Genomic DNA, 18846 nt, shown 5'->3' on the forward strand with positions numbered 1-18846 from the left:
AGCTGCCTTGCGGGAGGAGCGGCCTTCTTCCGCAGGACGGCACGGACTTCCTCCGGCGCGCGGCCTATTCCGCCGCGCGCCCGGCCGTTTTTCCCTGGCCCCGCCCCGGCGCCCAGACATCGTCCGGTGCGGACCAGAGATCCTTCTGCCGCGCTGCCTCCGCGACCTCCGCGGCCAGGATATCCAGGATCGCCTCTCCCTTCTCCGCCGTGCCCGCACGCGGGTCGCCGATCGTTCCGGTGACGGGCGCGCGTTCGGAGAAGCTCCAGAATCGGCTGTAGCCCGGGCGGCCCGCCACGGCAGGCGGGGCCTGCCGCACCGCCTCGTCCAGCTTGTCGCGGCGCACCAGATCCGGCGTCATCGCCATCATTAGCGAGGTCTCGGCCTCGCAGGCATGGTGCACGCCGTCCTGGCGCTCCAGCAGCGGGCGGATCGCCGCCTGTGCCGCGGCCCAGGGCGTGCTGGCCACCACGGCGAGGCCGAATTCATGCGCCAGCTCCCGCACCGCCACCGCCAGCGGGTCGATGTTGCCGCCATGGCCGTTGACGATCAGCAGGCGCCGGAAGCCCAGCGCCCGGAGGCTGCGCGTGACGCCGCGCAGCACGCCGTGGAATTCCGCGAAATTCAGGCTGATCGTGCCGCCGAAAGGCAGATGGTGCTCGCTCATCCCCGTCCACATCCCCGGCAGGACCAGGGCGGGCGGCGCGCCGTCCAGCAGCCGCGCGGCGCGGATGGAAACCTCGCTGGCGCTGCACGTGTCCGTGATCACCGGCAGATGCGGCCCGTGCTGCTCCAGCGATCCCACGGGCAGGATCGCCAGGGCCTCCGCCTGCGCCGCCACCGCACGGATCTCCGGCCCCGTGAGCCGCGCCCATTCCACTTCGCGCATCGCCATCCCCCTCATGTCGTAAGGCCGGATCGTGTTCCGCCGTGATGGCCGCGGCAAGCCGGGCGGACGCGTTATGCCCTAGCGCGGCGAGACGTCCATCGCGCGCGTCATCTCGTCGGCGCGCGGCGTGTGCTTCAGCGTGTCGCGCATGGCCCAGACATTGACCTGCGTGTGCAGCGGAATCCAGGCGATGTCCCTCGCGGCGACACGAGTGGCCTGCTGCCAGAGCTGCTCGCGCTTCTCGTCATCCACCGTGACCAGCCCCTGCTCCACCAGCCTGTCGTACTCCGCGCTGGAATAGCCCGCCTGGTTCACCGTGCCCCAGCCGCGGCTGACGTCGCGCGTGCCCAGCAGGCCGCGCAGGCCGGATGACGGCTCGCCCGTGCTGTTGCTCCAGCCGCCGAGCGTCACCGAGAAGTCCCGCCGCGCGCTGCGCTGCGCATTCACCGCGAAGGGCACCGTGTCCACCTGAGTCTTCACCCCGATGCGCGACCACATCTGCCCGATGGTCTGGGCGATCTGCGCATCGTTCACGTAGCGGTCGTTGGAGGCGTTGAGCTGGATGGTCAGCCCATTCGGGAAGCCCGCCTCCGCCAGCAGCGCCCTTGCCCGCGCGGGGTCATAGGGCGGCGGCTTGATGTCGGGCGCATAGCCATAGGCGCCGGGCGGCATGAACTGCCCCGTCGGCACCGCGGCGCCGGACATCACGCGGTCCGCGATTCCCTGGCGGTTGATGGCGATGCTCAGCGCCTCCCGAACCCGGTGGTCCAGCAGGGGATTCCGGTCCAGCTTCTCCCCGTTCGGACCGAAGACATAGGGGCTGGGCGCGTCGCTGCGGAAATCCGTGCGCAGATAGATCGAGCGCAGGCTGGTGGTCTCCGAGATCGCGATATGCGGCTCCTTGCGGATGCGCGCGATGTCGGAGGTCGGCACCGCGTCGATGATCTGCACGTCGCCCGCCTGCAGCGCCGCCACCCGCGCGCCGTCATTCGGGATGAAGCGGTAGTTCACCCGCGCCCAGTGCGGCTTGCGGCCCCAGTAATCCTCGTTGCGGACGAAGACGGCGCGGTTGCCGCTCTGGTAGCTTTCCAGCCGGAAGGGACCGGTGCCGACCGCGTTCCTGCCGTTGTTGAAGTCACCGGTGGACGGGTTCGGCCCCAGCCCGTGCCAGATGATCATCACCTGCGACATATCCGCCACCATCAGCGGGTCCACCGCATGGGTGTGGAAGCGGATCGTGTAGGGATCGACGATCTCCACCCGCGCGATCGGCTTGGTGTAGAGCGCGTAGGAGCCGGGGCTGTTCACCACCGTCGGCACGCGGTCGATGGTATAGGCCACGTCCTCAGCGGTGAACTCCTGTCCGTTGTGCCACTTCACCCCGCGCCGCAGCCTGAACTCCCAGGTCGTCTCGTCGATCGCCTTCCAGGATTCCGCCAGGCCCGGCAGCGGCTTGCCTTCCGGCGAGCGGTCCACCAGCGCCTCGAAGATGTGGTTGCCCAGGGCGATGTTCGGGGTCAGCGTGTAGTAGTGCGGATCGACCGAGTTCGGCGGCGCCGCCAGCCCCATCTCCAGCGTGGGTCCGGCCGGCTGTGCCAGGGCCTGGGGCGGCCGGAAGGTGGCGGCGCCGGTGAAGGCGGCCAGCATCAGCGCGGCCGACAGGATGCGCGGGGTGACGAACATCGGCGATTCTCCCGTCAGGGGAGCGCCGGCCGGAAGACCCGCCCGCTGCCCGCCCGTTTCTGCAATGCCGTATGCCGCGACCCTGTCCCGGCCCACTCTCGCGGTGAGGTCCGGCGCCGGCCAGTGCAGCAACCCGGGGCCGGATCGTCAACCGCCCTTCCCGAAGCGGAAACGGGTGACGAGGGGCCTTGCTGCCACCCGGGCCGCAACGGAAAAGGGCCGCCCCCTCGCGGGATGCGGCCCTTTCCGATGCTGTGACGCGGGGGAAAACCCCCACGCCCCGTCACTCCGCGGCGGCGGCCGCTTCCTCGCCTTCGCTTTCCGGCGCCGTCAGCATGGTCTCCGCCACCTGCCCGGCCTGGGCGCGGATGCGCTGCTCGATGGAGGCCGCCATGTCCGGATTGTCGCGCAGGAACTGCTTGGCGTTCTCACGGCCCTGGCCGATGCGCTGGCTGTCGCAGGAGAACCAGGCGCCCGACTTCTCGACCACCCCGGCCTTCACGCCCAGATCGATCAGCTCGCCGACCTTGGAGATGCCCTCGCCATAGAGGATGTCGAACTCGACCTGCCGGAAGGGCGGGGCCATCTTGTTCTTCACCACCTTCACGCGGGTCTGGTTGCCGATGACCTCGTCCCGGTCCTTGATCTGCCCGATGCGGCGGATCTCCATGCGCACCGAGGCATAGAACTTCAGCGCGTTGCCGCCCGTCGTGGTCTCCGGATTGCCGAACATCACGCCGATCTTCAACCGGATCTGGTTGAGGAAGATCATCATGCAGTTCGAACGCGAGATCGAGCCGGTCAGCTTGCGCAGCGCCTGCGACATCAGGCGGGCATGCAGGCCGACATGGCTGTCGCCCATCTCGCCTTCCAGCTCCGCCCGCGGCACCAGCGCGGCGACGCTGTCGATCACCAGCACGTCGATGGCGCCGGAACGCACCAGCGTGTCGGCGATCTCCAGCGCCTGCTCGCCCGCATCGGGCTGCGAGATCAGCAGGTTGTCGATATCCACGCCGAGCTTCTTGGCATAGCCCGGGTCGAGCGCGTGCTCGGCATCGATGAAGGCGCAGGTACCGCCCTTCCGCTGGGCCTCGGCGATGGCATGCAGCGCCAGCGTCGTCTTGCCCGAGGATTCGGGGCCATAGATCTCGATGATCCGCCCCTTCGGCAGCCCGCCGATGCCCAGCGCCACGTCGAGGCCCAGGGAGCCGGTGGACACGGTCTCGATATCGGCCATGTCCTGCTTGGCACCCAGCCGCATGACCGAGCCCTTGCCGAAGGCACGCTCGATCTGGCTCAGCGCCGCGTCCAGTGCCTTGTTCTTCTCCATACAGCCCCCGATCGCCCCGTACTGGGGCGGATGATCTGCCACCAAGGGTCGTGGACCGGAGGCTCCCGCCTGGATCGCGCCGACCAATTCCGTCCGCGGGAGCCTAGATCGGCTCCCCTTCGCGCGCCACAACCCCGGCGGGGATGCGGGCTTTTCTGTTCCCTATATGTTCATGATGGGCGGAAATTTCAACCGCTTTCCTCCACCACCCGCACCAAACGTTGCCGCAACGTCTCGACCAGCGCCGCCGGGCGGTAGGGCTTGGCCAGGAAGCCTGTGATATCGGCATTCCGCCCGCCTTCTTCCAGCGCCTCCCGCTCCATCAGCCGCTCGGAATAGCCGCTCACCAGCACGGCAGGCAGCGCGGGCAGGCGGCGGCGCATCTCCCGCAGCAGGGACACTCCGTCCATGCCGGGCATGGCGACGTCGGACACCAGGATGTCCGGCCTGAATCCCCCGGCCAGGAGGTCCAGCGCCTCCTCCCCGTCCGTGGCGGCGCGCACCTCCATCCCTTCCCGCCGCAGGGCCTGTTCCGCCAGGCGGCGCAGCGGCGCCTCGTCCTCCACCAGCAGCACACGCTGCCCGGCCAGCCCGCCGTGCTGCTCCCGCGCCAAGGTGGGAACGGGGGTGGGAACGGGCAGGCCGCCCGCATCGCCGATGCGCGGCGGGGGCAGTGCCGATTCCTGGTGGCGCGGCAGGTAGATCCGGAAACTGGCCCCCTCCCCCGGCCGCGACACCACCTGCAACACGCCGCCGAACTGGCGGACGATGCCATGCACCGTGGCGAGGCCCAGCCCCGTGCCGCCTTCGGCCGAGCGTGTGGTGAAGAAGGGCTCGAAGATCCGCCCCAGCACGCCGGGCGGGATGCCCGGGCCGTTGTCGGAGACCGACAGCATCACCCAGCGGCCCGGCGGCAGCAGGTCGGGGATGCCCGGCTCGGCCTGCAAGGCCAGCCGCGTGCCCGTGGCGATGGTCAGCGACGCCCCAGCCGTGCCGCCCGCATTCCCCGGCTGCCGTGCCATGGCCTGCACCGCGTTGCTGGCGAGGTTGAGCACCATCTGATCGAGCTGCACCGGATCGGCCATGATCGCCCGCCCTGGCGCCTCCAGGCGCCAATGCAGGCTGACATGCCGGCCCGCCATGGAGCGCAGCAGGGGCTCCAGCCCCGTCACGGCCTCGTCCAGCACGATGGCGCGCGGCAGCAGGGGCTGCCGCCCAGCCAGGGCCAGCAACCGCCGGACCAGCGCGGCGCCACGGTCGGCGGCCGCGAGCAGTGCCTCCAGCGCCGTATCCCGCTCCGCCCCCCCGGCCGGCACATCGGAACGCAGGCTTTCCGCCGAGGAGACGATGATGGCGAGGATGTTGTTGAAGTCATGCGCCACGCCACCGGCGAGCTGGCCGAGCGCGCGCAGGCGCTCCCCCTCCTCGGCCTGCTTGCGGAAGCGCCGGTGCTCCGTCAGGTCCTGTAACAGGAGCAGCCGCTGGCCGCCCGGAAGGGAGCGCAGGCGGCAGGAAACCGGTCTCGGCTCCTCTCCGCCCTCCAGCATCTCCTCCAGCGGCATCAGCCCGCCGCCCGCGAGCCAGTCGGCAAAGCGAGCAGGCGAACGGAAAAGCCGTGCGGCCGGCAGGTCGCGGCCCAGCGGCAGGCAAACCAGGGCGCGAAAGGCCGGATTGGCCGCGCGGACCACCCCTTGCTCATCGAGCAGGGCCACTGCCTCCTGAAGCGCGCCGCACAGGGCTTCGAAGGCGTTATCCCAGCCCTGGCCCAACCCAGCCGTCCGTCCTGTCTTCCAGGAAATCACATCCGGACCTGTCCCGATCGTCGGGCCATCATGATCAAATCGGCGTCATTCCCGCAATGGTTACATTGACCAGATCAAATATTATCATGGGTTGTGTGTCTGGTAAGGCACCGGAGCACGTCGCAGCCATCCACGGCCGGATGGAGGCATGATCAGCGCCCGCTGCGCCGGCGCCAGACGAAGGCGATGATTTCCGCCACCGCGGCATAGTGGTCGGGCGGGATCTCCCGCCCCAGTTCCAGCTTGTAAAGCGCCCGCGCCAGGGGCGGATTGGGCACCAGCGGCACCCCGGCTTCCCGCGCCGCGTCGCGGATGCGCGCCGCCATGGCATCCACCCCCTTGGCCACCACGCGCGGGGCGCCGGAATCCTTCTCATAGGCCAGGGCCACGGCGTAATGCGTGGGATTGGTCACCACCACCGTCGCCTTGGGCACCTCCGCCATCATCCGGCGGCGCGAGGCCTGGTGCCGCAACTGCCGCTGCCGCGCCTTCAGATGCGGGTCGCCCTCGCTCTCCTTGTGTTCCTCCTTGAGGTCCTCGCGGCTCATCCGCAGGCGGCGAAGGTGCCGGAAGTGTTCCCAGCCGTAATCCCCCATCGCCAAGAGGCCGAAGGCCAGCACCGCCGCCATGGCGAGGCCCCGCATCTCCTCCCCCGCCGCCGCGAGCAGATGCGCGGGCGAGACCTGCAGCATCGACCGCAGCCGCACGAGGTCGTCCAGGCTCCACCACAGGGCCAGCCCCATCAGCCCCAGCTTGAGCAGGGCGCGCAGGAGCTGCCCGCCCCCCTCCGCCCCCAGGACGCGCTTCGCCCCGGTCAGGGGCGAGAGCCTGGAAAGCTGCGGCACCAGCCCCTTGGCGCTGAACAGGCCGCCGGTCTGCAACAGCGTGGCCGCCACCGCCCCCAGCGCCGCCGCACCGGCCACCGGCAGCACCGCCAGCAGGGCATCCCGCCCCAGCCCGGCGAGCGCCTCCGCCGGCAGCACCGCATGGCTGCGGGACAGCAGGCCCTGGAGGCTGCGCAGCAGCGCCATCCCCGCGGCCGGCAGGGCGAGGCTGGCGGCCAGCAGGGCGCAGGCCAGGGAGGCGAAGCCCGCCATTTCCCGCGACACCGCGACCTGCCCATCCTCCCGCGCCTTCTGCAGGCGGCGCGGAGTCGGGGCCTCCGTCCTGTCCTCGGCCTCCTCGCTCACCGCGCCACAGCCCCTTTGGTTACAGTCCTGGCAGACCGGCCCAGGCGGCGGCCAGCGCGGCCAGGAAACTGTCCAGCAGCGGCCGCGCCACCAGCCCCAGCAGCACCATCCCGCCGAGGATCTGCGCCGGGCTGACCAGGATGTTCACCTGGAGTTGCGGCGCCACGCGCGCCAGCAGCCCGCTGGCGAGGTTCACCAGGAACAGGCCGAGCAGGAACGGCGAGGCCAGCCGCAGCGCCAGGGCGAGCATGGCGGCGCCGGCCATGGCCAGATCCGCCGCCGCCGCGCCCGCCGGCCAGGGCGCCCCGGGCGGCAGCACCTCGTAGCTGCCGGCCAGGGCGCGCAGGGGCTGCGCGTAGAGGCCGGTGGACAGGACCAGCACCGCCGTCGCCAGGCTGCCCAGCCGCCCCAGGATCGCCGTCTGCGACCCCATCTGCGCATCCGGCACCAGCACCGAAGCGAGGCCCATGGCGAGGGCCACGATCTGGAAGGCGGCGGACAGCGCCATCGCCACCACCCGAGCCAGCCCGCCGATCCAGAGCCCGACCAGAATCTCCGTCGCGACCAGCCGCAGCGTGCCGGGGATGTCGTCCGGCTGCGGCGGCAACTGATCCGCCAGGAGCGGCAGCAGCAGCGGCACCAGCGCCAGCGCCACGGCGAGGCGGATGCGCAGGGGCACATCCGCCTCCCCCAGCCCCGGCGCGATCATCGCGGCAGCCCCCAGCCGCGACAGCAGCAGCACCGACTGGAAGGCCAGCACCGGCAGGGAGCGCAGCAGCTCGGCCTCAGTCATGACGGGGCTTCCCCAACGCCGCCGGGATCAATGCGCGCCGCCCAGCGCCACCATCTGGCCGAACAGGGTCACGGCGTAGTTCTGCAACGCATCGACCATGAAGGGGCCCAGCACCAGCAGCGCGCCACCGCAGACGGCCAGCTTGGGCAGGAAGGCCAGCGAGGCTTCCTGCACCTGCGTCATGGCCTGGAACAGCGCCACGACCAGCCCGGCCAGCAGGATGCCGCCCAGCAGGGGCGCGGCCAGTTGCACCGCGACCCACATGGATTCCCGCAGGGCCGCGGACAGGATCTCGCTTTCCACGATGCTCTCTTCCCTTCTGGAAGCCGGCCTCCGGAGGCCGCCTGGGAGCGGATGCGTCAGATCGGCATCCGCATGATGTCCTGGTAGGCGCTCACCATCTTGTCGCGCAGCGCCACGGTGGTCTGCAGCGACAGCTCCGCCTTGGAGACGGCGAGGACCACGTCGGTGACATTGCCCTGCCCGCTGAGCGCCTGCGCCGAGGCGGCATCGGCGCGGTGGCCGAGCTCCACCGCCCCGTCCATCGCCTGCCGCAGGGCGGCGCCGAAGCCGGAGAGCGGGGCCTCCGCGCCCCCCTCCGCCGCCCCCAGGGCGCCGGCGCTGCGATAGGCGGTGATGGCGACATTCGCGGAGATCGGATCGCTCATCCGCGCAGCGCCTCGATGGTGCGCGACAACATGCCGCGCGAGGTTTCCATGACGCTGAGATTGGCGCTGTAGGAGCGCTGGGCCTCGCGCATGTCCATCATCTCCACGAAGCTGTCCACATTCGGCACGGAGACGTAGCCATTGGCATCCGCCGCGGGATGCGAGGGCTCATAGCGCTTCGGCAACTCGCCATTGTCGCGGCCGACACGCGAGACCTCGACGAGATCCGTGCCGCTGGCGCGGTCGAGATGGTTGGCGAAGCTCACCGTCTTGCGGCGATAGGGTTCGGCACCCGGCGTCAGGCCGGTGCTGTCCCGGTTCGCGAGATTCTCCGCCACCACCCGCAGGCGCGTGGCCTGGGCGTTCATGCCGGCGGCGGAAATGCGCAGCGCGCTGTCGAGATCCAAAGCCTTCTGCTCCTCAGCGGCCCAGGGCCGTCTTGAACATGCCGAGCCAGGAGCGCCGCAGCCCGGTCGCGAGCTGGTGCGCCGTTTCCGTGTCAGCGACCTTCATCGCCTGTTCCTCCAGCGACACGGCATTACCGTCCGGCGTTTCCTCCGCCGCGCGCCGCTCCGTGCGCACCCGCGCCGGGCCGCCGGCGCTGCCCTGCGGCTGGAGATGGCGGGCATTGGTGCGTGCGAGCGCGGGGCCGCCCTTGCTGGCGAGCAGATCGGCGAAGGGCGTGATGTCGCGGGCGCGGTAATGCGGTGTGTCGGCATTGGCGACGTTCTGCGACAGCACGGCCTGGCGCTGGTCGAGCCATTTCAGCCGCTGCTCGGACAGGGCGATGGGGTCCCGTCCGAGCGGGCCCGTGGCGGCGGTGTCGCGGCGCGTCGGTTCCATGGCGCGCAGCCTAGGCGGGGGAGATGAAGACTCCGTCAACGCGGCGCGGGGCGCGCGCAACCCGCCGTTAAGGCATCGCGGCCAGAATGCGCGCCCGGTACTCCCCCGCAGGCAGAAGGCCGCGCAAGACATGCTTCCCTCCCTCTCCACCTGGCTGCCGGCCCTGGCCGGCCTCGCCGCGGTGCTGCTGCTGCTCTGGCTGCTGGCCCGCGGCGCGCGGTTCACCGGACTCGCGGCCCCGTCCGGCAAGCGCCTCGGCGTGCAGGAGGTGCTGGCGCTCGACACGCGCCGCCGCCTCGTCCTGCTGCGCGTCGATGGGCGGGAGGTCCTGCTCCTCACCGGTGGCCCGCAGGACAGCGTGCTGGGCTGGCTGCCATGAGCCGCGCCTTCCATGCCCCGCTCTTCCCGCTGGCCCTCGGCGCCGCGCTGCTGCTGGCCGGGCCCGCCCTGGCGCAGTCGGTTTCGCTGGATCTCGGCCAGGCGGGGCAGCCCGGCGCCACCGCGCGCCTCGTGCAGCTCACCGCGCTGATCGGCCTGCTGTCGCTGGCGCCGTCGCTGCTGGTGATGGTCACCGCCTTCGCGCGCATCACCATCGTGCTCAGCCTGCTGCGCAGCGCCATCGGCGCGGCCAATGTGCCGCCGAATCCGGTGCTGATCGGGCTGTCGCTGTTCCTCACCTTCTTCGTCATGCAGCCGGTGGTGGAACGTGCCTGGGAGGATGGCATCCAGCCGATGGTTGAGGGCCGGATCGGCGAGATGGAGGGGCTGGAGCGTTCCGCCGAGCCCTTCCGCACCTTCATGGCCGCCAATGTGCGCGATGGCGACCTGTCGCTCTTTCTCGACCTCGCCGGGCTGGCGCCGCAGGAGGAGGGTGCCGGAAAGGCCGCCGGGGCGCCCTGGCGCGCGCTGGTGCCGGCCTTCATGGTCAGCGAGTTGCGCCGCGGCTTCGAGATCGGTTTCCTGGTCTTCCTGCCCTTCCTGGTGATCGACCTCGTGGTTGCCTCGCTGCTGATGTCGCTGGGCATGATGATGCTGCCGCCCAGCGCCGTGTCCCTGCCCTTCAAGATCATCTTCTTCGTGATGGTGGACGGCTGGCGGCTGATCTCCGAAAGCCTTGTGCAGGGCTTCGCGAACTGACGGCGATTTCTCTGTTTCCATGATGAGAATCGGTCTTAACATCGAGGGCTGTGTTGCCCTTGCCAGCCGGGAAGCCAGGGCTATACATATTGTTATAACATAACATTGGAAGCCCGATGCGCCTCAGCCTTCCCGCCCCCCGCCGCCGGAGGGCCCGCCTGAAGCAGCTCTCCCTGCCGCCGCTCCTGGCGGCTCTGCTCGCCGCCGGCATTGCCGGTCCCGTCCGCGCGGATGACACGCCCGGAAGTGGTACGCCGGACGCCAGAGAGCCAGCCTGCGATGAGGGGGTGAGCCTCACCCCGGGTGCCTGCCTGGAAGGGCAGGTGCTGCTGGACAGCTTCGCCAACACGCGCGGCGGCGTGCATCGCGGCGTCGCCGCGCTGGGCCAGCTCTCGCTGGGGGTGGATCTCGATCTCGGCACACTGGCAGGCTGGGAAGGCTGGACCGCCCGGGCATCGGCCTATGGCATCCTCGGGCGGCAACCGTCGCCGAGCCTGATCGGCAGCCTCGCCTCGCTCAGCAATGCGGAGGCCGTGCCGACCTTCCGCCTGTCCGAGCTCTGGGTGCAGCGGGAGGTGGAGGGGATCGGCTCCCTGCGCATCGGCCAGATCGCGGCGGATACCGAGTTCTTCACCGCCGCCGCGGCGGGCCGCCTCACCAACGGCACCTTCGGCTGGCCGATGGGCATCTCCTATGCCCTGCCCTCCGGCGGGCCGGGCTATCCCTTCGCCGCGCCGGGCATCCGCCTTGCCCTGGGGGACCCGGAGAAGGGCAACGGCTTCCGGGCGGCGATCATGACGGGCGACCCGGGCGGCAAGTACGGCGCCGGCACCGATCCGCAGCGGCACAACCGCTACGGCACGAACTTCTCCTTCGCCGGCGGCACCTTCTACATCGCCGAGGGTGTCGTGGGCACGGCGGCCCCGGAGGGCAGCGAGGTGCGCCCCTGGGTGGCGAAGCTGGGCCTCTGGTACCACAATGGCGGCTTCGACGATCAGCGGGGCGACCCCGGCATCTATCTCGCCGAGCCCACCAGCACCAATGCCTCGGTCGATCCCCTGGCCAATGGCAGCGTGCCGCGCAAGCCGAACAATTACGGCCTCTACACGGTGGGAGAGGTAACGCTGTGGCGCGGCGAGACGTCGAACCTCGCCAGCTTCGCCCGCCTTTCCTTCACGCCCGGCGGGCGCAACCTGTTCGATTTCTACGGTGATGCCGGCCTCGCCTGGCACGGCCCCTTCGGGCGGAAGGACGACACCGCCTCGATCGGCCTCGCCTATGCCCAGACCGGCGCCGCCGGCCGCGACCTGGACCGGGCTCTCCGGGCTCTCACCGGCCTGCCGCCGACCCGGGACCGGGAGATGGTGCTGGAGGCGAACTACGAAGCCGCGATCACCGACCACCTCGCCATCCGGCCCGGCGTGCAGTGGATTTCCCACCCCAATGCCGGCATCCCGGACGAGCGCTATCGCGACGATGCGCGGCTGCGCGACGCGGTGGTGCTGGAGTTGCGGATCGCCGCGAAGCTCTGACCGGCGGGGGCCGCCTTCCGGCGGCCTCCGCGCGGATCAGGCCGGGATCAGCAGCGGCTCGGAACGGGGTCCAGCTTCTCCAGGGCCCCGTTCAGGGTGAACTCGCCGAAATCCATCTTCATGTCGTCGGCCACGCCATTGGCGTAGTAGCGCAGCCCCACCTCGTAGTCGGGGGAGGCGGCGCCGCCGGCATCCTTGCCGTCCGGCTTGCCGAAGAAGGCGATGCGCATCCGCCCGCTGCCCTGGTTGGCCAGAAGCGGGAAGCGTGGCTTCTCCTGCGGCTTGGCGTCCCAGTTCAGGATGAAGGTGGTGCTGTCCTGCACTCCATCCTCGCTGGTGCCATCCATCAGCGGGGCGAGCATCATGCGGCGGCCCTGCACCGCCGTGTCGATCGCCTTGATGGTGTGCATCATCGGGAAGAGCGTGCCGGGGGGCATCCGGGCCTCGCTCGCCTGCGGCTGCTCGTAGCGGATGTTGCCCGAGCCGTCGGCCTCGCGCGTCGCCTCGCCCACCACGCGCTGGCTGACCGCGCCTCCGCTGCTCTGGGTCATGGAGAAGCGGAGGGTGCGGCCGTCCTTGCTCTCATAGGTCGAGTAGTCGGAGGCCGTATCGATCTGCTGCCCGTCCCGGTTCAGGATGCGCAGCGTCAGGCGCTGGCGCGTGGTCCAGCCGTCGCAGGCGTCCAGCACCTCGAACAGCATGGCCCCCTGCACCCCGGCCACGTCGCTGTTCTCCCGCGTCTTGTCCAGGGTCAGGCGATAGGCCGCCCGGTGCGCCGCCATGTCCTGCACCCCCGGCAGATGGCCCGCGGCCGCCGCGGGGGCTTCGGGGCCTGCGCCCCGGCCGGGACGGCAGCCAGGAGGCAGGGCACCGCCAGCAGGGCCAGGGCCCCGATGGGGGCGAGGCGCGAAACAGGGCGAAGACGCATCAGGCGGATCCCTTCGTACAGCAGACCCAATCTAGGCCTTCGCCGCGCTGCCGGAAGCCTCCGCCGCGCCCTTCGATGTATCCTTCTGTGTCGTCCCTTGGGTCGCCCCTTGGGCCTCCCCCTGGTTCGCTCCCGGGGCCGCGGGCTTTCCGGAGGGCTTGGCCGGGGGGAGGTCGAGCCTGATCGACAGCTCCTTCAGCCGTGCCGGCTCTACCGGGGCCGGGGCGTGCATCATCAGGTCCTCGCCCTGCTGGTTCAGCGGGAAGAGGATGACCTCGCGGATGTTCGGCTCATCGGCCAGCAGCATCACCATGCGGTCGATGCCCGGGGCCGAGCCGCCATGGGGCGGGGCGCCGTAGCGGAAGGCGTTCAGCATGCCGCCGAAGCGGTCCTCGACCTGCTCGGCGGTATAGCCGGCGATCTCGAAGGCCCGGATCATGATGTCCGGCCGGTGGTTGCGGATGGCGCCGGAGGACAGCTCGATGCCGTTGCAGACGATGTCGTACTGGAAGGCCTTGATCTCCAGCGGATCCTTCGAGTTCAGCGCGTCGAGCCCGCCCTGCGGCATGGAGAAGGGGTTGTGGCTGAAATCGACCAACCCCGTCTCCTCGTTCAGCTCGTACATCGGGAAATCGACGATCCAGCAGAAGCGGAACTCGTCCTTGGCGATCAGGCCCAGCTCCTCGCCCAGCTTGGTGCGGACCTTGCCGGCGAATTTGGGCGTCTCGTCCTTCTTGCCGGCGGCGAAGAAGACGGCGTCGCCCGGCTGCAGGTTGCAGGCGGCGCGGATCGCCTCGACACGCGCGGCCTCCAGGTTCTTGGCGATCGGCCCCTTGGCGCCATCCGCCGCGAACTGGATGTAGCCGAGGCCGCCCGCGCCCTCGGCGCGCGCCCATTCGTTCAGCTTGTCGAAGAATCCTCGCGGGTTGCCCGCCGCGCCCGGCGCCGGCACGGCGCGCACGATGCCGCCCGAGGCCGCGATCTGCGCGAAGAGGCCGAAGCCGGAATCCGCGAAATGCTCCGTGACGTCGGTGATCCGGATCGGGTTGCGCAGGTCCGGCTTGTCGGAGCCGTATTCCAGCATCGCCGTGTCATAGGCGATGCGCGGGAAGGGCGCGGGCGTGACCTTGCGGCCCGCCCCGAACTCCTCGAACACGCCCTGCATCACCGGCTCGATGGCGGCGAAGACGTCTTCCTGCGTGACGAAGCTCATCTCGAAGTCGAGCTGATAGAACTCGCCCGGCGAGCGGTCGGCGCGCGCGGCCTCGTCGCGGAAGCAGGGCGCGATCTGGAAGTAGCGGTCGAAGCCCGCCACCATGGCGAGCTGCTTGAACTGCTGCGGCGCCTGCGGCAGGGCGTAGAACTTGCCGGGGTGGTTGCGCGCGGGCACGAGGAAGTCGCGCGCGCCCTCGGGGCTGCTGGCGGTCAGGATCGGCGTCTGGAACTCGGTGAAGCCCTGCTCGATCATGCGGCGGCGGATGGAGGCGATGACACCCGCGCGCAGCATGATGTTGCGGTGCTGCTTCTCCCGCCGCAGGTCGAGGAAGCGGTAGCGCAGGCGCAGGTCCTCGGGGAATTCCTGGTCGCCCGCCACCTGGATCGGCAGCACCTCGGCGGCGGACTGCACCTCCAGCTCGCGTACCCGCAGTTCCACCTCGCCGGTCGGCAGCTTCGGGTTCACGGTGGAACCCTCGCGCATCACCACCTCGCCGGTCAGCGTCACCACGCTCTCGGGGCGCAGCGCGTCGGCGGCCTCGAAGACCGGAGAGCCCTGGGCCACCACGCACTGGGTGATGCCGAAATGGTCGCGCAGGTCGAGGAAGAGCAGCCCGCCATGGTCGCGCTTGCGATGCACCCAGCCCGAGAGCCGGGCGGCCTTGCCGGCATCGGCGGCGCGAAGGGCGCCGCAGTTGTGGGTGCGGTAGGCGTGCATGGGAGGAAAACCCTGGATCATTCGATAAGGGGTGGCAGGAAGGGCGGCGGGGCACGCCCTGTCAAGCCTTCCCGCCCCCGCCACCACCGGGAAATTCGGCGGCGGGAGGGCCACCGCCGCTTCCGGACCCTCTCCGCCGAGGCCGGAGGCGGTCCCGGCCCCCCGGCTCCCCGGCCCGGAACCCGCCCCCGCGAGACGGGCACGGGGCCTCCATCCGGGCCGACATGCTGGAACCGCAACGCTTCCCGCCGATGCCCGGTGGACCTCGCCCGGCGCCCCTCCTAGAAGGGGCCGATGAGCCGCCGTTCCACGCCGCCGGACCCCGCGCCCGTCCTGGTCACCGACACCGATGCCCTCGCCGCCCTCTGCGCCCGCCTGCGCGAGGAAGACTTCGTGACCGTGGACACGGAGTTCATGCGCGAGAAGACCTACTGGCCCGAGCTCTGCGTCGTGCAGCTGGCCGGCGAGCGCGATGTCGCGGTGGTGGATGTCCTGGCCCCGGGGCTGGACCTCGCCTCGCTGGGGGAGCTGCTGGCCGACGAGCGCGTGGTCAAGGTCTTCCACGCCGCCCGGCAGGATGTGGAGATCTTCCTGCTCCGCTACGGCGCCACGCCGCGGCCGATGTTCGACACCCAGATCGCCGCCATGGTGGCCGGCTTCGGCGACCAGGCCTCCTATGACAGCCTGGTCCGCGCCCTGGCCCATGCGCAGATCGACAAGGCCCACCGCTTCAGCGACTGGGCGGCCCGCCCCCTCTCCCCGGCGCAGATCGCCTATGCCGCCGCCGACGTGACGCATCTGCGCCGGGTCTACCGTGCCCTGCGCGACCGGTTGCAGCGCGAGGACCGGCTGGACTGGGTGGGGGAGGAGATGGCCGCCCTGACCGACCCGGCCAACTACCGCACCGACCCGGAGACGGTCTGGGAGAAGCTGCGCCCCCGCACCAACAACCGCCGCTTCCTGGCGGCCCTGCGCGCCGCCGCCGCCTGGCGGGAGCGCGAGGCACAGCGGGTGAACGTGCCACGCCAGCGGCTGGTGCGCGACGAGAGCCTGCTGGAGATCGCGGCCACCATGCCGCAGGACGCCGCCGGGCTGGCCCGGGCGCGCGGCGTGTCCGAGGGCTTCGCCCGCGGCAAGTCCGGCGCCGGCCTCCTCGCCGCCCTGGCCGAGGCCCGCGCCCTGCCGGACGAGGCCCTGCCCGAGTTGCCGCGCGAGAAGCAGGGCCCGCCCGCCTCCCCGGCCCTTGTGGCGCTGCTCAAGGTTCTCCTCGCCGCCAAGGCGGAAGAGCACAGCGTGGCACCCAAGCTGATCGCCAGCGGCGAGGATATCGACCGCATCGCCTGCCATGACGGGCAGCAGGTCCAGGCCCTGTCCGGCTGGCGCCGCAAGGTCTTCGGCGAGGATGCCCTGGCCCTCTGCTCCGGCCGCCTCGCCCTGGGCGTGGACGGCAAGCGGATCCGCCTGATCCCGGCCCGCTGAGCGCCGCCGCCCCGGCGGCGCCTGCCCGGCCAAACCTTCTCCCATCCGGCGCGTTGCTCGCCCGAGAGCCCGGGGAAGGTCCCCGGCCCAGGAAAGCGAGGTTCATGCCATGGATGAGGACCGGATCATCGGTGCCGCGAAGCAGGGCGCCGGCCGCCTCCAGAGCGCCACGGGCGAGTTGCTTGGCGACAGCCGGATGCAGGCCCGGGGCGACTACTACGAGGCCGAGGGCCGCGCCGAGAACGCCCTGGGCGGCCTGGCCGACACGATCCGCGAGCAGCCCCTGACCGCGGCCCTGATCGCGGTCGGCATCGGCTGGCTGATCGGGCGGCTCCGCATCATCTGACGCGCCACGTCCGCGCCCGTCCCGGGAGGCAGGCGCGGCGGCGGCATTCCCCGCGGGGGAAGCCGGATCGCGGGACGTGGGGTCCCACCCCGGCCTCCTGGCCCGGATGGCGGTGCGGGAACCGCCCATCCGGGCCTTGCCGCGCCCTTCCATCTCCCATGCATCCGGACCGTTCCGAAGACATGACTCGCGCAGGAACGGGGTTGTTGCAGTTGTGAGAACGGTCCCACGCACCGTTCCGCCGCATCGCGCGTTGATGACGACACCTCACCACGATGCGGCCCGATGTCTGACCCATCCCCAGCGACCCCCTCGCCATCCCTGGCTGCCGCCGCCGTTCCCGGCGTCGTACCTCCCTTCTCCACGGCCCAGGGCTCCCGCCAGCTTCCTCCCCCGGCCCAGGTTCCCCCACCCTACAGCCCCGATCTGAAGCACCTGCTGACCATCGTGGTCGCCGTCGTGGTGATCAGCGCGCTCTATCTGGCGCGCGAGGTGCTGATCCCCATCACCCTGGCCATCCTGATGTCCTTCGTGGTGGCACCCATCGTGGGCCTCCTTCGCCGCCTCGGCCTCTGGCGCACGCCGGCCGTGCTGGCGGCGGTGCTGCTCGCCATGGGCGTGATCCTCGTGCTGGGCAGCATCATCGGCCTGCAGATCGCCGGGCTGGCGCAGGACCTGCCGCGCTATCAGGCCACCATCCAGCGGAAGGTGGATACGGTGCAGGGCACCGCCCTGGGCTGGGTGAACGACGTCGTGCGGCAGATCGACCACGCCCAGCCCACCGCCCCACCCCCGCCACGCCCGGTGAGGACTCCCGGCCGATGCGGGTGGAAATCCAGCAGGGCCAGCCCTCGCCCGTGGAACTGGCGCAGCGCCTGCTCTCCCCCGTGCTGGGGCCGCTGGAGACGGTCTTCATCGTCGTCATCGTCGCCATCTTCATCCTGATGCAGCAGGCCGATCTGCGGGACCGGTTGATCCGCCTCTTCGGCTCGGATGACCTGCACCGCACCACCGTGGCCCTGGACGACGCGGCCAAGCGCCTGTCGAAGTACTTCCTGGCCCAGCTCGCGATCAACGGCTGCTTCGGCGCGGTGGTGGCGGCCGGGCTCTTCTTCATCGGCGTGCCGAGCCCCCTGCTCTGGGGCATCCTGGCCGCGCTGTTCCGCTTCATCCCCTATGTCGGCGCGCTGCTGGCCGCCGCCCTGCCCATCGCCCTGGCCGCCGGCGTCGATCCCGGCTGGAACATGGTGATCTGGACCGCCGCCCTGTTCCTGGTCACGGAGCCCATCATGGGGCAGGTGGTGGAGCCGATGGTCTATGGCCACAGTACCGGCCTCTCCCCCGTCTCGGTCATCGTGGCGGCGATCTTCTGGACCTGGCTCTGGGGCCCGATCGGCCTGATCCTGGCGACGCCGCTCACCCTCTGCCTCGTGGTGCTGGGCCGGCATGTGGAGCGGCTGGAGTTCCTCGACGTCATGCTGGGCGACCGCCCGGCCCTGACGCCCGCGGAGAACTTCTACCAGCGCATGCTGGCCGGCGACGCGGACGAGGCGCAGGCGCAGGCCGAAAGCCTGCTGGAGGACCGGCCCCTCTCCTCCTACTACGACGAGGTCGCGCTGAAAGGGCTGCGGCTGGCCGCCAACGACGCGCAGCGCGGCGTGCTGTCCGAGGCCAAGCTGCAGCAGATCCGCGACACCACGGCGCTCCTCGTGCAGTCCCTGGCCGACCAGGAGGACCGTGACCCTCCCCCCGCCGAGGCGCGTAGCGCGGTGGAGGAGCAGAGCGTGGCGGAAAAAGCCCTTCCACGCCGTGCCGCCCCGCCGTACCGCTGCCGCCCCCGGAATCCTGGCCGGAAGCCTGGCGCGGCGAGGGCGCGGTGCTTTGCCTCCCCGGGCGTGGGCCGCTGGACGAAGCGGCCTCCGCCATGCTGGTCCAGATCCTGGGCCGGCATGGGCTGGGCGCCCGCCTGCTGCCGCACGAGGCGGTCTCCCGCACCGCGATTGGCCGCCAGGACTTTTCCGGCGTGGCGATGATCTGCCTGTCCTACCTGGATCTCTCCGGCAGTCCGGCGCATCTCCGCTACCTGCTCCGCCGGCTGCGGCAGAAGGCCCCCGGCGCCCCGGTGGTGGTGGGCCTCTGGGACGCGAAGGACGAGGTGCTGCGCGACGCCGCCCTGCGCGGCGCCATCGGCGCGGAACACTACACCACCTCCCTCGCCGAAACCGTCACCGCCTGCCTGGAAACCGTCCGCGCCGCGAGCACGGCACCGGAGATGGCTCCGGCGGCGGAGTGA

Annotated in this window: 20 protein-coding genes; 8 read left to right on the forward strand and 12 right to left on the reverse strand. The window is 71.0% G+C overall.

The genetic code is table 11. The features are described 5' to 3' along the window. Window positions 1-64 precede the first annotated feature (64 nt). The 10 genes from MVG78_RS00135 to MVG78_RS00180 all read right to left on the reverse strand — a co-directional run bounded on the left by MVG78_RS00135 (window position 65) and on the right by MVG78_RS00180 (window position 9198). Window positions 65-889, reverse strand: coding sequence for a creatininase family protein (locus MVG78_RS00135; protein ID WP_247556593.1), 825 nt, complete (start codon window positions 887-889; stop codon window positions 65-67). Between the two features lie 78 nt (window positions 890-967). Beyond that, window positions 968-2572, reverse strand: a complete 1605-nt coding sequence (locus MVG78_RS00140; RefSeq protein WP_247556595.1) for an ABC transporter substrate-binding protein — start codon at window positions 2570-2572, stop codon at window positions 968-970. A 283-nt stretch (window positions 2573-2855) separates the two neighbouring features. Further along, on the reverse strand, window positions 2856-3902 hold the full coding sequence (gene recA / locus MVG78_RS00145; RefSeq protein WP_247556611.1) for a recombinase RecA: 1047 nt from the start codon (window positions 3900-3902) through the stop codon (window positions 2856-2858). A gap of 188 nt (window positions 3903-4090) precedes the next feature. Beyond that, window positions 4091-5614, reverse strand: a complete 1524-nt coding sequence (locus tag MVG78_RS00150) for an ATP-binding protein (protein ID WP_247556634.1) — start codon at window positions 5612-5614, stop codon at window positions 4091-4093. A gap of 242 nt (window positions 5615-5856) precedes the next feature. Next, window positions 5857-6894 (reverse strand): EscU/YscU/HrcU family type III secretion system export apparatus switch protein, encoded by a 1038-nt coding sequence (locus MVG78_RS00155; protein ID WP_247556637.1) that lies wholly within the window; start codon window positions 6892-6894, stop codon window positions 5857-5859. Window positions 6895-6913: 19 nt separating this feature from the next. Then, a complete protein-coding gene (locus MVG78_RS00160; protein ID WP_247556640.1) occupies window positions 6914-7687 on the reverse strand; it encodes a flagellar biosynthetic protein FliR in 774 nt (257 codons plus the stop codon). A gap of 27 nt (window positions 7688-7714) precedes the next feature. Beyond that, on the reverse strand, window positions 7715-7990 hold the full coding sequence (locus MVG78_RS00165; RefSeq protein ID WP_247556642.1) for a flagellar biosynthetic protein FliQ: 276 nt from the start codon (window positions 7988-7990) through the stop codon (window positions 7715-7717). Between the two features lie 56 nt (window positions 7991-8046). Further along, window positions 8047-8355: a flagellar hook-basal body complex protein FliE gene (gene fliE / locus MVG78_RS00170; protein ID WP_247556660.1), complete on the reverse strand. Its 309-nt coding sequence runs from the start codon at window positions 8353-8355 to the stop codon at window positions 8047-8049. After that, on the reverse strand, window positions 8352-8762 hold the full coding sequence (gene flgC / locus MVG78_RS00175) for a flagellar basal body rod protein FlgC (protein WP_247556683.1): 411 nt from the start codon (window positions 8760-8762) through the stop codon (window positions 8352-8354). The genes fliE and flgC overlap by 4 nt, the downstream gene beginning before the upstream one ends. A gap of 13 nt (window positions 8763-8775) precedes the next feature. After that, window positions 8776-9198: a flagellar basal body rod protein FlgB gene (locus tag MVG78_RS00180; RefSeq protein WP_247556686.1), complete on the reverse strand. Its 423-nt coding sequence runs from the start codon at window positions 9196-9198 to the stop codon at window positions 8776-8778. A gap of 130 nt (window positions 9199-9328) precedes the next feature. Between MVG78_RS00180 and MVG78_RS00185 the strand changes: the two genes are divergently transcribed. From MVG78_RS00185 to MVG78_RS00195, 3 genes are all read left to right on the forward strand, one after another. Continuing rightward, the gene (locus tag MVG78_RS00185; RefSeq protein WP_247556705.1) at window positions 9329-9577 is read left to right on the forward strand and encodes a flagellar biosynthetic protein FliO; all 249 of its coding nucleotides are present in this window, start codon (window positions 9329-9331) and stop codon (window positions 9575-9577) included. Beyond that, window positions 9574-10335 carry a flagellar type III secretion system pore protein FliP gene (fliP, locus tag MVG78_RS00190; protein WP_247556728.1) on the forward strand — a complete coding sequence of 254 codons (762 nt, stop codon included), beginning with the start codon at window positions 9574-9576 and terminating at the stop codon, window positions 10333-10335. The genes MVG78_RS00185 and fliP overlap by 4 nt, the downstream gene beginning before the upstream one ends. Window positions 10336-10622: 287 nt before the next feature. Continuing rightward, window positions 10623-11867 carry a carbohydrate porin gene (locus MVG78_RS00195; RefSeq protein ID WP_247556731.1) on the forward strand — a complete coding sequence of 415 codons (1245 nt, stop codon included), beginning with the start codon at window positions 10623-10625 and terminating at the stop codon, window positions 11865-11867. A 47-nt stretch (window positions 11868-11914) separates the two neighbouring features. Here the strand turns inward: MVG78_RS00195 and MVG78_RS00200 are convergent, their stop codons facing one another. Next, window positions 11915-12649 carry a cell envelope integrity EipB family protein gene (locus tag MVG78_RS00200; RefSeq protein ID WP_247556733.1) on the reverse strand — a complete coding sequence of 245 codons (735 nt, stop codon included), beginning with the start codon at window positions 12647-12649 and terminating at the stop codon, window positions 11915-11917. Between the two features lie 177 nt (window positions 12650-12826). Further along, window positions 12827-14728 carry an aspartate--tRNA ligase gene (gene aspS, locus MVG78_RS00205; protein WP_247556751.1) on the reverse strand — a complete coding sequence of 634 codons (1902 nt, stop codon included), beginning with the start codon at window positions 14726-14728 and terminating at the stop codon, window positions 12827-12829. Window positions 14729-15022: 294 nt separating this feature from the next. Between aspS and rnd the strand changes: the two genes are divergently transcribed. The 5 genes from rnd (at window position 15023) to MVG78_RS00225 (ending at window position 18846) form a co-directional block, all read left to right on the forward strand. Continuing rightward, a complete protein-coding gene (gene rnd, locus MVG78_RS00210; protein WP_247556754.1) occupies window positions 15023-16207 on the forward strand; it encodes a ribonuclease D in 1185 nt (394 codons plus the stop codon). A gap of 109 nt (window positions 16208-16316) precedes the next feature. Next, on the forward strand, window positions 16317-16553 hold the full coding sequence (locus MVG78_RS00215; protein ID WP_037226181.1) for a CsbD family protein: 237 nt from the start codon (window positions 16317-16319) through the stop codon (window positions 16551-16553). Between the two features lie 285 nt (window positions 16554-16838). Beyond that, window positions 16839-17498: an AI-2E family transporter gene (locus tag MVG78_RS21440; RefSeq protein WP_282615031.1), complete on the forward strand. Its 660-nt coding sequence runs from the start codon at window positions 16839-16841 to the stop codon at window positions 17496-17498. After that, window positions 17381-18586: an AI-2E family transporter gene (locus MVG78_RS00220; RefSeq protein ID WP_282615076.1), complete on the forward strand. Its 1206-nt coding sequence runs from the start codon at window positions 17381-17383 to the stop codon at window positions 18584-18586. The genes MVG78_RS21440 and MVG78_RS00220 overlap by 118 nt, the downstream gene beginning before the upstream one ends. Then, window positions 18577-18846 (forward strand): hypothetical protein, encoded by a 270-nt coding sequence (locus MVG78_RS00225; protein WP_247556757.1) that lies wholly within the window; start codon window positions 18577-18579, stop codon window positions 18844-18846. The genes MVG78_RS00220 and MVG78_RS00225 overlap by 10 nt, the downstream gene beginning before the upstream one ends.

The sequence above is a fragment of the Roseomonas gilardii subsp. gilardii genome (assembly GCF_023078375.1).
Lineage (GTDB): Bacteria > Pseudomonadota > Alphaproteobacteria > Acetobacterales > Acetobacteraceae > Roseomonas > Roseomonas gilardii.